12 protein-coding genes are annotated in these 13442 nt (G+C 59.5%); 4 read left to right on the top strand and 8 right to left on the bottom strand.

Annotation, left to right across the window (positions count from 1 at the left end; genetic code table 11):
• The first annotated feature begins 62 nt into the window (after positions 1 to 62).
• Positions 63 to 1193: a sensor histidine kinase gene (locus HF916_RS04810; protein ID WP_168787998.1), complete on the top strand. Its 1131-nt coding sequence runs from the start codon at positions 63 to 65 to the stop codon at positions 1191 to 1193.
• A 154-nt stretch (positions 1194 to 1347) separates the two neighbouring features.
• On the opposite strand, the gene HF916_RS04805 is transcribed toward HF916_RS04810, so the two are convergent.
• The 3 genes from HF916_RS04805 to HF916_RS04795 all read right to left on the bottom strand — a co-directional run bounded on the left by HF916_RS04805 (position 1348) and on the right by HF916_RS04795 (position 5483).
• Positions 1348 to 1608: a hypothetical protein gene (locus HF916_RS04805; protein WP_168787322.1), complete on the bottom strand. Its 261-nt coding sequence runs from the start codon at positions 1606 to 1608 to the stop codon at positions 1348 to 1350.
• 502 nt (positions 1609 to 2110) lie between these two features.
• Positions 2111 to 3469: a hypothetical protein gene (locus HF916_RS04800; RefSeq protein ID WP_168787997.1), complete on the bottom strand. Its 1359-nt coding sequence runs from the start codon at positions 3467 to 3469 to the stop codon at positions 2111 to 2113.
• 452 nt (positions 3470 to 3921) lie between these two features.
• Positions 3922 to 5483, bottom strand: a protein-coding gene (locus HF916_RS04795; protein ID WP_168787406.1) for an IS3 family transposase whose coding sequence is annotated in 2 segments (ribosomal slippage) — positions 3922 to 5045 and positions 5045 to 5483 — 1563 coding nt in all. Because the reading frame shifts where the segments join, the coding sequence is not laid out codon by codon here.
• A 311-nt stretch (positions 5484 to 5794) separates the two neighbouring features.
• Here HF916_RS04795 and HF916_RS51930 point away from each other — a divergent pair.
• Positions 5795 to 6121: an ester cyclase gene (locus tag HF916_RS51930; RefSeq protein WP_168787996.1), complete on the top strand. Its 327-nt coding sequence runs from the start codon at positions 5795 to 5797 to the stop codon at positions 6119 to 6121.
• A 95-nt stretch (positions 6122 to 6216) separates the two neighbouring features.
• On the opposite strand, the gene HF916_RS04785 is transcribed toward HF916_RS51930, so the two are convergent.
• Positions 6217 to 6699: a DUF4440 domain-containing protein gene (locus tag HF916_RS04785; RefSeq protein ID WP_168787995.1), complete on the bottom strand. Its 483-nt coding sequence runs from the start codon at positions 6697 to 6699 to the stop codon at positions 6217 to 6219.
• Between the two features lie 473 nt (positions 6700 to 7172).
• Here HF916_RS04785 and HF916_RS04780 point away from each other — a divergent pair, with 473 nt between their 5' ends.
• A complete protein-coding gene (locus tag HF916_RS04780) occupies positions 7173 to 8603 on the top strand; it encodes an IS1182 family transposase (RefSeq protein WP_168787994.1) in 1431 nt (476 codons plus the stop codon).
• Between the two features lie 285 nt (positions 8604 to 8888).
• On the opposite strand, the gene HF916_RS04775 is transcribed toward HF916_RS04780, so the two are convergent.
• The 4 genes from HF916_RS04775 to HF916_RS04760 all read right to left on the bottom strand — a co-directional run bounded on the left by HF916_RS04775 (position 8889) and on the right by HF916_RS04760 (position 12669).
• On the bottom strand, positions 8889 to 9269 hold the full coding sequence (locus HF916_RS04775; protein ID WP_240975362.1) for a tyrosine-type recombinase/integrase: 381 nt from the start codon (positions 9267 to 9269) through the stop codon (positions 8889 to 8891).
• A 187-nt stretch (positions 9270 to 9456) separates the two neighbouring features.
• Positions 9457 to 10473 (bottom strand): site-specific integrase, encoded by a 1017-nt coding sequence (locus tag HF916_RS04770; RefSeq protein ID WP_168787993.1) that lies wholly within the window; start codon positions 10471 to 10473, stop codon positions 9457 to 9459.
• Positions 10466 to 11413, bottom strand: a complete 948-nt coding sequence (locus tag HF916_RS04765; protein ID WP_168787992.1) for a tyrosine-type recombinase/integrase — start codon at positions 11411 to 11413, stop codon at positions 10466 to 10468. Before HF916_RS04765 ends, HF916_RS04770 begins: the two co-directional genes overlap by 8 nt.
• Entirely contained in the window at positions 11410 to 12669 is a 1260-nt protein-coding gene (locus HF916_RS04760; protein ID WP_168787991.1) for a site-specific integrase, read from the bottom strand. Before HF916_RS04760 ends, HF916_RS04765 begins: the two co-directional genes overlap by 4 nt.
• Positions 12670 to 12848: 179 nt before the next feature.
• Here HF916_RS04760 and HF916_RS04755 point away from each other — a divergent pair, with 179 nt between their 5' ends.
• Positions 12849 to 13292, top strand: coding sequence for a tyrosine-type recombinase/integrase (locus HF916_RS04755; protein WP_168787990.1), 444 nt, complete (start codon positions 12849 to 12851; stop codon positions 13290 to 13292).
• Positions 13293 to 13442: the final 150 nt, after the last annotated feature.

The raw sequence follows: 13442 nt of genomic DNA, 5'->3' as shown, positions 1-13442 counted from the left end.
CGGGTACGATCATCCGGTCCGGGCCGCCTGCCTCCAATCGGTACCTTATCTTCGGAGTAGCCATGCGCCTTGCGCAATTCATCTCAAACGAAATGGAAGCGATCGTCGCGGAATGGGAAAGCTTCGCCGCTACGTTGCTGCCCGTGGCGAACGATATGTCGTCTCTGGAACTGCGCGACCATGCCCGCCAGATCCTCGAGGCGGTCGCCAGGGATCTGTCAACGCCACAGACGAGACAGGCGCAGGTCGACAAATCGAGGGGTCTTGCGCCCGCAGCCGGGCCGCGGGAAACGGCTGCACAGACTCATGCCGTGCTGCGCGCCCGGCGCGGCTTCGATATCAACCAGCTGTGCGCGGAGTACCGCGCGTTGCGCGCTACCGTGCTGCGGCTGTGGCTGGAAAACGGCAGGGTGCAACCGCTTGAACTGGACGACGTCATCCGGTTTAACGAAGCTATCGATCAGGCGCTTACCGAGTCGGTAAGCTTCTTCAGCAGTCAGGTTGAGCGGTCGCGCAATCTTCTCCTCGGCATGCTCGGGCATGACATGCGCAGCCCCCTGCAGACCATCCAGATGACTGCACATCATCTCGGGAAACTTAACAATGGCGAGGACGTTTCCGCCGCCGCGGCCCGCTTGATCAGGAGCGGCACCCGGATGCAGGCACTGCTCGATGACATGGTGGACTTCAGCCGCACGAAGCTCGGGCTCGGTATCCGGGTGGCGCCGACTCCGGTCGATGTTGCAGCCCTGGTCGACGACGAACTGGACCAGCTACGGGCGGCGCACGGAACGCAGACCGTGGAACTTGAAGTGACAGGCGAAACCGCGGCACTTTGGGACGGGCGGCGCGTCCAGCAGATGCTCGGCAACCTGGTGGGAAATGCGATCAGGTATGGGGAGCCAACGGCCGCCGTGCAGGTGGCCGTCAGCGGAGGGGACCGGGAGATATCCATCGAGGTGAGAAATCGGGGACCCGCAATACCGCGGTCCGCCCTTTATCGCATATTCGAACCCCTTGAACGCGGTCCGGACGCGCAAAATCGGACCGGCTCGAAGGACGGCCTCGGTCTGGGACTCTACATCGCGCGGGAGATCGCGCGCGCTCACGGCGGCGAAATACAGGCACACTCCGACGAAACCGAGACCGTATTTACGGTTCGGCTCCCTCGCACGTGCTGTCCGCCTGACTGAGCATGCGGAATTATGGACCGCTGGCGCGCGAACCCGCTTACGTGAAACTCGCGGGCCGGGACGCAATCGCGAGCTGCCGCATAGTCAAATGACACCGACGTGCGGCTGGTCCTGCCAACTCCATTTTTTGGGCGACTGCGGGCTGGGGTGAGCGCTAATCGTCCTGGTGGTCAAGGTCTTTGCTCGATGAATTAGACCCCTCCGTGTCAGGTTCCGCTGTCTGATCCTTGCCGGAGGCGGTTGTAGAGACGTCGAGCTGGTCCAACGCCTCGTCAATTTTTCTGTTGTCGCCGCCGTCCAGCGCCCGTTGGGCGTCCTCGTCCGACACACATTCCTCGGATGACTTTTTGTCTTTCCGGTCCGTAGAGGATGAGGGCTCTTCGGGTGTCGCGCTGCTGGTCGTTGACTGTGCCATTTCGTTCTCCGAATGCGTCGATTCGCGCCTTATGAGGGCAGGGTTGTAGTCACCTGCAAGTTAGGCGCATTCGCTGTGCCTGGCGCTGGCGCACGCTACAGCATGGGCGCGCGGCTGGGTCGACAGTTGGGGCTAAGTCGGCATGGCCTGCAGCGCGCGAGCGGCCATGCGCGGCGGCCCTCAGTGTGAATGAAATCTCTCTCATCGTGATGCGCGTAGCCATATCGCCGGCCTTCGACCGGCGCAGTCTCCCCGCCCTCCGGGATGCTGCATTCCGTTCAGGTGTCGGTGTCGCCGGGATCAGGTGCTCACATCAATCAGCTTGTGTTGTCCGCCAGTCGGGAGCACCGATGAGACCGGGTCGTTGCGCGAATGGCCGCCAGAGTGGCGCGCCGTTTACTTCCGGAACGATGCGACTTCTGCTTCATCGCACGCCGTTGAAAAGGTGGTCGTTCCCCTGGCGGCATGGCCGCCGCGAAATTCTAGTCAACCGCCGTTCAGCTCAGAGCGAGACGATCTGTCGCAATAGTTCCAGCGCTTTCATTTCGTCCAGACGACCAGTTCGTGCTTTACCCGCAAGTGTCTTGATCAGCGCCTCTGCGATCGGCTGGATTCCTATGAGATCGTCCAGGCTGGTGACGGGAGCAGTACGGCGTGGCTCCTCAATGACCTCTGTGACAGGCGCCGTCGCAGCCTGCTGGTGGGAGGCGGACGGGGGGACATCGTTGTCAACAGTTTGCCGGAGTGCCAGATCGGAAGCAGCCGGAAGTACCGGATCCTGTTGTTCCACGACTGCCTTCGTCATGGCGGCGTCGCGGGTGTGATCCGCCTCGGACAATTGAGCGTGTCGATCGCTCGCGGCTTTTGCCTTTCTGCCCGCAGACTTTCTTGCCACCACCGCTTCCGGCTCCGCCGCGTCTGGCAGTTCCCGCTGATCAGGTGCAGGTCGACCCGACTGTGGATCGAGCAGGGCCGTCACCGGCTCAGGAATGTCCGTGACTGAACGCGGAACGTCCAGCCACGCAGTTGGCAGCCCAAGGCGCTCAGTGAAACGGTTGGCTTCGGCGTCGTCCATGCGCTTCTGTCCATACAGACGATTGTCCAGGTTGGAGGCGCTGATACCCATCACCGCGCTGAGTCGCACCTTCGAGCCTTTACGGGAGGTGAGGATGTGCAGGTTGGCGCGACGGATGTTTTGCAGAGCCGCGATGCCGTTCAGTGGCAGGGATTGCTGGGCCCCCGACTTCATGGATGCTTTGGCTTTCGCTGATGCCGGTTTCGACGAGGGAACCCGGGCAGTCTTTGCCGCAGCAGGTTTGCTCTGTGCGACGGCCTGTGGCGAGCCGCCGGCGGTTCTCTTTGACATTTCTGATTCCCTGGGCAAACGGTCAGTGGGAGTAGGGTGGTGATTAGCAGGTATTGCGGGAGCCGGTTCCAATGCCTGCCCATCCACCGGTTCCGGTTCGGCATTCGCGTGGATAAAGTCGAGCGGCGCCCTCAGACGACTGAGGGTCTCGGACGTGAGAGCGGGGTTGGGCTGATCGAAAAATCCATCGGGTAGCCCGAGCGTCGTTTCAATGTGGAAGGCCGTCTCGGGTGTGAATCTCTCGCCGTTGATCAACTCGTCCACGCGTGTCAGGTTCGAATCGAGTCCCAGTGCGATATTCTCTGCGCCCACGGCATCGACCAGCCACTTGAACGAACGCGTTTTGAAAATGGACGCGGTCTGGGCCGGGTCTCGCGCGGGCGGCGTTTTTACGTACGGCTTGTTCTGTCGGTGGGATGTCGTTTTCGAAGTTTGGCGCGATTGACGCGGACCCTTGTCTCGAGATCCCGAATATCGCCCATGTGGCTGACTCATGAAGTGGGACTCTCCGCCGGTGAAATCACTATCGATTCGGGAATTATAAGGGAGGGGAGACTGACATCGGACTCGCTGGCGTCCAGGGAACTCTGCTGGTGCCCTGAACGCTGAGTGTCTTGCTCCTGAGACCTCTATGCCAAGAACGAGAGGAGAGCATGGGGCAGGAAAAGTCAACGAAAGCGATCAAGCCGATTCGCGCGCAGAGGAGGGTATCGGAGTGCAGCGGTCGTTGCACACCGGCGATCAAGGGAAAGTTATCGGCCTTTACCGTCATTCGTGTATCGGCATTGGTCAGGCGGCTAGCGGTCGCTCTCCTGACATTCGCAGGTCGGCGGTCGCGAATTACCGGTCTCCCGGACGGCGAATGCGTACTCTCGCCCCGCTTCCGCCTGTCGACCCGCCTCCGTGCTAACGGCTTCCGGCGCGTGTCAAGGTACTTGTCGCCTCAGTCATGCAGCCAAAGGCTGTTTAAGTGTGGCGTGCGAGGCCATCGTGACGACTGACTCGCGCTCCGGATTGAGGGTGACGGCGCCGATTGGCGTCCAGTCGCGCGTGCAGCGTGACCAGCGTGCCGGGTTGCGTTCCCGTGCCTGGACATACACCTCGTGACGAGCCGCCAGGATCACGTGATCGTTGCCGTCATGGCGCTGCGCCGGGCTGACGTAGCGGATGCTGCTGTGACGGTGGTCGAAGTTGTACCAATGCACGAAGTCGCTTGCCCAGTCGCGTGCAGCATTGAGATCGGCGAAGCCCGTGTTGGGGAACTCCGGGCGGTACTTGGCCGTGCGGAACAGCGCCTCGGCAAAGGCGTTGTCGTCGCTGACGCGTGGGCGCGAGTACGAAGGCTTCACGCCAAGCCAGTGAAGCATGGCCAGCACGGTCGTGGCCTTGAGCGTGGAGCCGTTGTCTCCGTGCAGCACCGGCTTGTCCGCCAGAGTGGCGATGCCCTCGGCCAGCGCTGTGCGCCGCACCAGATGGGCCGCATGGCTGGCATCGTCGCGCTCGTGCACCTCCCATCCGACGATCTTGCGGCTGTACAGATCGAGGATCAGGTACAGGTAAAACCATTGACCGACGACCTCAGCGGGTAAATAGGTCATATCCCAGCACCAGACTTGCCGTGCTGCGCCAGCGATGTGCGTGGTCGGCGGTCGACCCGCCCTGGGTGCTTTGGCCCGGCCGCGATGTGTGGTTTGCCCGTGCTCGCGCAGCACACGGGCGAAGGTGGATTCGCTGGCGACGTACACGCCCTCATCAGCGAGCATGGGCACGATGCGCGCAGGAGGCATATCGGCGAAGCGCGGCTCGTTGGCCACGCGCAGCACCTCGGCACGCTCGGCGGCGCTCAGCGCATGCGCCGGTTGCGGGCGTACCGCATGGGGCCTGCCATCGCCCGATACGAGGCCCACGCCGGCATTCCAGCGCTGCAGCGTGCGCACGTCGATGCCGGCCGTCTCGCAGGCCAGGCGCAGCCGTGCGCCGGCCTTGTGTGCGATGTGGATATCATGAGCCAGCGACTGGCGATCTTCGAGGCCGATCATTCGTCCTCGCCCGTGCTGAAGATCGCCGCGACTTTTTTTGACAGGACCAGCAGCGCGGCCGTCTCAGCCAACGCACGGTCCTTGCGCCGCAACTCGCGCTCGAGTTCCTTGATGCGACGCCGGTCCTGCTGGGTCTGCTGCGGGCTGGCACGCGCCTCCTCAGACTCGGCCAGCGCCTGCGTGGCGCTTTGCCGCCAGGAAGCCAGCTCGTGCGGGTACACACCGTTGGCGCGGCACCATGCGCTCCTGGCAGCCTCATCCATCGCAGCGGTCGTCAGCACGGCGTCGAATCGGGCCGCCGCTGTCCAGGCCCGCTCGCGAGCGGGTCTGGACAGCGCATCACTGCGCCAGCGCTCCAGCGTCCCCACGCCCACGCCAACCTCACGTGCAACGTCTTCCAACGCCGCGCTCTCCGGCGGCAGCAACCGCGCAACCGCTCTGTCCTTGAATGCTTGTCCGTATTTTGCCAATTCGTTTTCTCATCATCGCCCCCGGTTCATCGATTCTATCGGGACGACAAGTATTCTGACGCGGGGGGCTTCCCACGGTAACAACGGACATTCTTTCAGCGGCGTTCGTCCGCCTCCCCGGTTTTTCTGTTAGCGCTCAGTAAGCGCATTCAGGGGTCGCCGCGTTCCGGTCATTGCTGGCCCGTTTATCGTTCACCCCCCGTCAAGAGTTCATCCCATGCGTGAGATCAGCGGTATCGTTCGCGGATTTATAGAGGAGGTTCTGAACCGGATGCGTATCGACGCCACTGGCAACTTTTTCTGGGGAGGACATGGTAGAGCGGGTCCCATTGCCTGGCCAAGGCCCCGGTCTCGAAGGCTTCGAGGATGTCTTGCGGAATATGCGGGCCACGTTCCCGGATATGCATTGGCCCGTTGACGAGCAACTTTGTGACGCAGACAGGGTACTGATGCGCTTCGAATGGACGGGCACGCACAGTAGAGAGTTCCTCGGCGTGCCCGCCACCGGGCGCCCGGTACGCGTCTGGGGTATGGTTATCGATCGCGTTCAGGAAGGCAGGATGAAGGAGACCCGCATCATCATGGATACACTCGGATTGATGATACAACTCGGTGCGGCCAACCCGCCAGGCCTTTAAGGTCTGCGACGCTTGAGCTTCATCGACCATTGCCGACATTCAAATACGGGCGTTGGCGGGTCGACTATTCGCAGCAACAGAAGCCTGTACCTCTGTCACTCCTTCTCTGGCATGGCCGATGAGTGATGACTTGTAATTAGCCATTGCGCCCCATCCCAACGATAGGTATAGGTATAACGGGCCTTAACAACCACCCCAGTTCTTGCGAAGGTGAAAGTGTAAAGCCCAGCGTCCACGGCCGAATTGCACCCCAGTTCGATGTAGTGGAAATCAATCTTGCCGGAGGGGCGATCTTGTAGAAAATGACGAAAATAGTCCTCCTTCTCAGCAACCGTCAAGCGCGGCTTGTTAGATACCGTCGGAAGAAGAATTGACCGCTCCGCATAGTTGGCGACTACCTTGTGTGGATCCCCGGTTTGCAGCGACTGATTCCATCGATCAAACAACGCTGCAATCTCATCATCCGACGTGACCTTACAGCTGCCAGTGCGGGACGACGACGCATTGTTTGACGTGCTCTGGTCTGCGGCGCATCCTGCGAGCGCCAGCACCAGGACAGCAACGGTAAATGACTTCATGGCGGCACCTCTCCATTCAGGAGGTCAGAGGAATGCGTACACGTTCGATTTTCCCAGCGAGTCTGAGAGCGATACGGAACGTGGACCTGCTGCTGATCAGTCACTGCGCTGGCGAGTTGGACACGCCCGTCGCAGATCCAGGCAGACCGCATCGAATGAAATGACCCAAGTTGAGCAAGCATCGTTACGGTCGTCTGTTCGCTGGCGAACGTTCCATGAGGTCTGTCCACCAGCGGCGCAAGTCAGGGTTACAGGTTTGAGCCTGCGCGGGGGGGGCGGCCATGAAAGTCGCGTTGAAAAAGCGGCGGCAATGACCGATATCTAGCATTTGGCTTCCGGCAGGTTTCGGAGTGGACCAGTCGCTCGAATGACGGCATTACGCAATAAGCGAATGGCAGCAATTGGCCCAGAGTGTGTCAAAACACCTTTTTGAATTGCTAAAATATCTCGTCCGATAGCGGAGGGTGCGCGAGATGAAGCGGTTCGTTCAAGGCGACAATCGTACGCAAAGCTTTCTTCTTCCCGAAGCGCTCGACGACTACGTGACGGACACGAACCCCGTGCGCGTAGTCGATGTCTTTGTAGATGAACTTGATCTTCAGAAGCTTGGGTTTGAGGGCGTCGAACCAGCACTTACCGGCCGACCTTCATATCACCCGGAGGTGATGCTTAAGATCTATATCTACGGTTACCTGAACCGTATTCAATCCAGTCGTCGCCTTGAGCGCGAGGCCCAACGCAACATTGAATTGATGTGGCTCACCGGCCGCTTGGCACCGGACTTCAAGACCATTGCGCGGTTCCGCAAAGACAACGGCAAAGCGATCCGCAGCGTCTGCCGTCAGTTCGTCATGCTATGCCAACGCCTGGACCTGTTCTCCGAAGCGCTCGTTGCAATCGATGGCAGCAAGTTTAAGGCAGTGAACCATCGCGACCGCAACTTCACCAACGCAAAACTAGAACGGCGAATGCGGGATATCGAGGCAAGCATCAGCCGTTATCTTGTGCAGATGGACACCGCCGATCGCCAGGAGCCGACGATCGCGAAGGCAAAGACAGAACGGCTGCAAGACAAGATTGCGGCTCTCAAGGAGCAGATGCAAATCCTCAAGCAAGTCGAAGTTCAACTCGACGCAGCGCCGGACAAGCAAGTGTCGCTCACGGACCCGGACGCGCGTTCGATGAAGACGCGAGGTACAGGCGTCGTCGGCTACAACGTCCAGGTAGCGGTCGATGCAAAGCACCATCTGATTGTCGCGCACGAGGTCACCAACAACGGCATTGATCGTGACCAACTTACGTCGATGGCCAAGCTCGCGCGTAAGGAAATGGGTGTCGAGAAACTCACGGCAGTTGCAGACAAAGGCTATTACAAGAGCGAGGAGATACTCGCATGCCACGAGGCCGGAATCACGGCGTTTGTTCCCAAGACGAAGACCTCGGGCGCGACGTTCGACGGCCGCTTGGGCAAAGAAGATTTTATCTACGACGCTGAGAAGAACGAGTATCGATGTCCGGCGGGCGAGCGTCTCATATGGCGCTACAGGACAACTGAACGTGACCTGAAGTTAGATCGCTACTGGAGCTCGCAGTGCCAACAGTGCTCATTGAAAGATAAATGCACCCCAAGCACCGAACGACGGGTAACGCGTTGGGAGCACGAAGGATTGCTCGAAGAGATGCAGGTCCGGCTTGATCTCGCCCCGGACATGATGCGTATCCGACGACAGACCGTCGAGCATCCCTTCGGCACGATCAAGGCCTGGATGGGAGCGACTCATTTCCTGACGCGCACTATCGAGCGGGTGAGCACGGAGATGAGCTTGCACGTGCTCGCTTACAACATGAAGCGGGTAATCAAGCTACTCGGCTCAGATACGGTTATGAAGGCAATGCGGGCGTGAAACCTCGCGCGGCAGACGGTCCTTGCAACATGTTCGGCGCTGAATTGACGTTTAGGATGCCGCAATCGATAAGCCGCGATCTCCGCCGAGACAGCGCCTGGTCAAATTCCCGGCGGCCACGCGTTTTGACACGGTCTGGGCCGATGCCTGCCGGATGGTGATCGGCTCTACGCAACTGGCTCAGGTCGACCCCTATGCTCAGGTCGCGACTATGCGCAGATGGTCATCGCGGGCGATGCCAGCCCCTTGAGGGGTGCGGTTGAGGCTGGCGACACCTTCGCATAGTTACAGCGTCCGCAGGAATCGAATCAACGCGTCGGGTGCCTGATACCGGCGAATCCTGGCATCGGGCGCCTCCAGCCGACCGAGCGCTTTCTCCTTCATCGCGAGGTCAGCCTCGACGTAGCGATGGGTTGTCATCGGGCTCTCGTGACCGAGCCACAAGGCGATTACGTTGAATGGAACGCCCGCTTGCAACAGGTGCATCGCGGTCGTATGTCTCAAGATGTGCGGTGAAACGCGCTTCTTGAGGAGGCTGGGTTGCTCCACACTCGCGCGGCTCACGGCAAGATCCAGGCGTTGCGCGACGTTGGAGCGCGACATCGCCTGCCCATCCCGGTTGGGCAGCAAGGCGGCTTCGCCGCGCATTATTGGATTCGATCGCAACCAACTGCGAATCTCGGCGACGGTGGCGTCCCACAGGGGAATCGATCGCAGCTTCCGATCATGCAAATATTTGCATGAGAACAACTATGACGATCTCGGGAATATGCGCAGTTCCGCGCCACAGACGCCAATTCGTTCTTCTGCGATGGGCTGTGGATGGCGGATCCGTGGTGTGAACTGCGCATAATTACAAGCTTTCCAGGAACTGCATCAAGCGATCGGGCGGTCGATATCGCGCGATTCTGCTGTGAGGTGGTTGCAAAGTATTGAGCGCACGCTCCTTCATCGCGAGGTCGGCCTCGACGTACATGTGAGTAGTCGCTGGGCTTTCGTGTCCAAGCCACAGTGCAATGACACTCAGGTCAACGCCCGATTGCAGCAGATGAGTCCCAGTCGAGTGCCGGATGACATGCGGTGAAATGGGATGGCTTGATAGTTGAGGGCATTGCCTGGTGGCTGTCCGCGCTGCGAGTTTGAGCCGATCCGTAACGTTGGATCGCGTCATCGGGTTCCCCGAGCGATTCGGAAACAGAATCTGATCAGGCGATGACCGGATCCGCGGCAACCAGCTTCTGATTTGGCTCGCGGTTGAGCGCCACAACGGTACGGTGCGCTGTTTCCGGCCTTTGCCGTGGATATGTGCACAGGGCGCCTTATCCAGAACGACGTCACCCACCCGCAGACCGATCAGTTCGGAAACGCGTGCGCCAGTATTGTATAGCGTTGCAAACAGTACCCGGTCCCGCTGCCCGCACCAGGTGTTGGGGTCGGGTGCGGCGAGTAGTGCCTCGATCTCGTCACGCGACAGGTGGCCGATGAGCGGCCTGTCGAAGCGCTTCATTGGGATAGCTAGAGTGCTTTGGATAACAGCCAGCGAAGAAATATCCTTGAGGGCTGCGTACTTCAGAAATGAACGGATGGCAACAAGCCGCGAATTCCGGGTGCGCGCGCAATTATGCCGGTTGTCCTCCAGATGACGAAGGAAGGCCAGCACCAGATCCACGTTGATGTCTGCTAACGCCAGCTCGACAGGCGACTTATGCAGACGCGCCTGAGCAAACTGAAGGAATAGTCGAAAGGTATCCCGATAACTGGCTATCGTCTGCGGGCTGACTGCCCGTTGTTGCATTAGCCGCTCAACGAAGAATTCCTGTAGCAGCGCGGCGAAGTTCGACGACGAACAATGGCTTTGCCTTTTAGACATGACAGACTCCTTCTGTAAAGTGCTCGAAGCGCTGAGCCGCAATTGCCATCAGTTCCGGGATGCCCGTTAGATACCAGTAGGTGTCGGTCACCTTGGCATGCCCTACGTAAGTCGAAAGCATGATCATTGCGTTGTCGACGTCCACCCCTTGCTGGTACCAGAGCAACACCCTTCGGCAGATAAACGAGTGCCTCAGATTGTGGATGCGTGGAGCCGGATGATCACCACGGGCGACCCATCCCAACTGCGAACGCAAGGAACTGAAGACCTCCTCAACGGTACTGATCTTCATGCTGCTTCCGTGCACGATGAAGAAGTGATCGCTTAGCGTGATGGGCCAATCGCGATCCCGCAGCTCTACATAGTGTGCAAGTGCTCGCACGACCGTTTGATGAAGTGGAACGACGCGGGACTTACGATACTTCGTTACCCGAATCATCAGCAGGCCTTGATCGAGGTCGACGTCTGCGCGCCTCAGGTTAAGCGCCTCAGAAATCCGCAGTCCGGTGGCCGCGATCAGCCCGAACAGGGTTGAGTAGGTCACGGGCCGCAGTTTCTCCTTCGAGGGCAACGTCGAAGCAGCGGCCAGCAGTTCCCGGATCTCCTCATCGGCATAGATGTGCGGTGTCAAACGGCGATGGGCTCGGCCGAAAAGATAAAGCGGAGGAACTTCGGTGGCAGGGTCAAATTGCTGGAGATACCTTGCGAACGGGCGAACGATCTCAATCCGACGCGCCCAGGTAAAGGGCACCTGACTTGATGCAGATCGAGCCCAGGACGCTGCCAGTTTTACGGTGAGCGGCCCCTGGTGGCCGATCCGGTCGGCAAAGCAGGCAAAATCAAGAAGCCGGCGTCCCGTACACCGCAGGTCAAAACCAAGGCGGCGTCTTGACGCAAGGTAGTCCTCGGCGAGCGATAGCATTCTCACTGAACGTTTCATGATTCGCTCCCCGGCCAGGGCAGCGCGACCTTGGCAAGGCTCCTGATATCGACCGTGGTGTAAATCGCGGTAGTATCGAGGCTGCGGTGTCGAAGGATATCGGCGATTTCCTTCATAGGGACTCCAGCGTTAATCAGCCGACTGCCTACGCTGTGCCGCAATACATGGGTTCCCCTGCAGCGTGGATCGCTGCCGCATCGCGCATGAGCGGCACGGACGGTATTGCGAACGACGCTCGAGCCGACGGGTTCGGTAAGTGGAGCGCGATGCCGCAGAAATACCGCCCGGCTATCGGAGACCGGGCGCCCGTCAGTCAGGTATTGAGCAATTGCGCGCCCGGTCCGGGGCGGCAACGGAAGCACATCTGTTCGCCGCGCCTTGCCTGCTGATAACCGCAACGTCCCGTCGTGCCAGTTCAGGTCGTCCAGCTGTAGCGAAGCGACTTCGCCGGCGCGTAGTCCCAGGTCGACCATACACCGGGCCATTGCGTAGTCTCTGCGGCCGATCGCGGATTTGCGATCGAATGCGTTAAGAAACCGTTCCAGCTCCGCCTCACATAGCGAGTCTGGTAACGATGCGAACCGCCACTGGGCGATTTGTGGAATCGCGGCAATAAGGCACCGGACGTGATCTCCGTGCATTCCTCGGAAATGCAAGTAGCTCCGTAGTGCACTCCCAAGGACTTTGCCGGTGCTCGGCTTGCATCCTTCGAGGTGGCTGACTACAAATCGATGAACATGTTCCGGTTTGACCTGTGCCATAGTGATTCTCGATGCACCGAATCGCTCCGACAGGAACGTCCGTACGATGCGTGTACGCAACCTTCTCGTAGATGCGGCCAGCCCGCAGACCTGGTCAAGGTGTGCGTCAAATTCCCTGATCTCCTCCCGTATCAGACGGGGTGTGAAGTCGGGCTGATGGCGTATGTCCGCCCTCTGGCGCAGCACGACAAGCAGATGCTTTAAGGCCGACCCGATATGGTTCCTGCTTCTTGGCGTGCGCAATGGGCAGTCGCACTGAGGCAGGTGTTCATCCAGAAAATAGCGGATCAGCGCTTCGTCAATCTGACTGAGTTTGATGCGTCGCTTGCGCAGCCAATAAGCAAAGTGCGCGACGCAGCACAAATACTTCCGGACGCTCCACGACGAATATCCGCGCCCAATCAAATACGTCGAATAGGCTTGATAGCTGGGTTTGAGCACGCCGTCCGTCAACCATGCCCGGGTCCGCTGCGGTAACGCGAAGTCGCTGTTCATGATACCCCTCCTCAAAAAGCCGAACTTGTCGACCTGCCTCCTGAGGAAAGCACTTTTATTATGCGCAGTCCACTACCGGTACCCGTGACCAAACACCCTTTACAAGGCGCCAAACGGACGTCCCTGGCGCGGAGCTGCGCATATTCCCGAGTTCGTCATAGTTCCGATCATGCAAATATTTGCATGAACGCAAACATCGCCGCTGCCCGCTCTGGAAATCCACAATCGAGGCGTTGCGCTCACAGACTGAAGGCAGGGCCGCCGCCGAACCTGTGTTCCTCAACCGGTTCCACCAGACGATGACGCGCTCCGGCATTCATGCTCTGGTGAAGCGCTGCGCTATTCGTGCTGCAGCCAGCGCGCCGTCACTCGCCGGCAAGAATGTGCACCCACATGTGATTCGGCATACAACCGCTTCGCTACTACTGCAGGCCGGTGTCGACATCAATACGATACGCGGCTGGCTTGGGCACGTGTCGTTGGAGACGACCAACATCTATGCCGAGATCAACCTGGAAACAAAGGCGCGGGCGCTGGCGACATGCGAAGTGCAAGGCAATGCCGAAGTACAAAAACAATGGCGTGATCAGCCCGACCTGATGGCCTTCCTCCGCACCCTGTAGCCGAATAATATGTGCTGTTCGATTTCCGCAAAGACGCTGCCTTGGCCTCGTTGGTTATCGACCAGCACATTTTTTTTACCACACCATACTCATGATTGTACTAAACCGCTGACGCGGTAGTGGGAGGAGTGCGAGAGCTGATGGCTGACG

Origin of the sequence: Paraburkholderia aromaticivorans (assembly GCF_012689525.1) — a bacterium.
Classification (GTDB): domain Bacteria; phylum Pseudomonadota; class Gammaproteobacteria; order Burkholderiales; family Burkholderiaceae; genus Paraburkholderia; species Paraburkholderia aromaticivorans_A.
This window is presented reverse-complemented; position numbering and strand designations above follow the sequence as displayed.

Coding starts and splice junctions, on each gene's coding strand:
- HF916_RS04810 (WP_168787998.1), top strand. CDS start 63: ATGCGCCTTGCGCAATTCATCTCAAACGAAATGGAAGCGATCGTCGCG.
- HF916_RS04805 (WP_168787322.1), bottom strand. CDS start 1,608: ATGGCACAGTCAACGACCAGCAGCGCGACACCCGAAGAGCCCTCATCC.
- HF916_RS04800 (WP_168787997.1), bottom strand. CDS start 3,469: ATGAGTCAGCCACATGGGCGATATTCGGGATCTCGAGACAAGGGTCCG.
- HF916_RS51930 (WP_168787996.1), top strand. CDS start 5,795: ATGGTAGAGCGGGTCCCATTGCCTGGCCAAGGCCCCGGTCTCGAAGGC.
- HF916_RS04785 (WP_168787995.1), bottom strand. CDS start 6,699: ATGAAGTCATTTACCGTTGCTGTCCTGGTGCTGGCGCTCGCAGGATGC.
- HF916_RS04780 (WP_168787994.1), top strand. CDS start 7,173: ATGAAGCGGTTCGTTCAAGGCGACAATCGTACGCAAAGCTTTCTTCTT.
- HF916_RS04770 (WP_168787993.1), bottom strand. CDS start 10,473: ATGTCTAAAAGGCAAAGCCATTGTTCGTCGTCGAACTTCGCCGCGCTG.
- HF916_RS04765 (WP_168787992.1), bottom strand. CDS start 11,413: ATGAAACGTTCAGTGAGAATGCTATCGCTCGCCGAGGACTACCTTGCG.
- HF916_RS04760 (WP_168787991.1), bottom strand. CDS start 12,669: ATGAACAGCGACTTCGCGTTACCGCAGCGGACCCGGGCATGGTTGACG.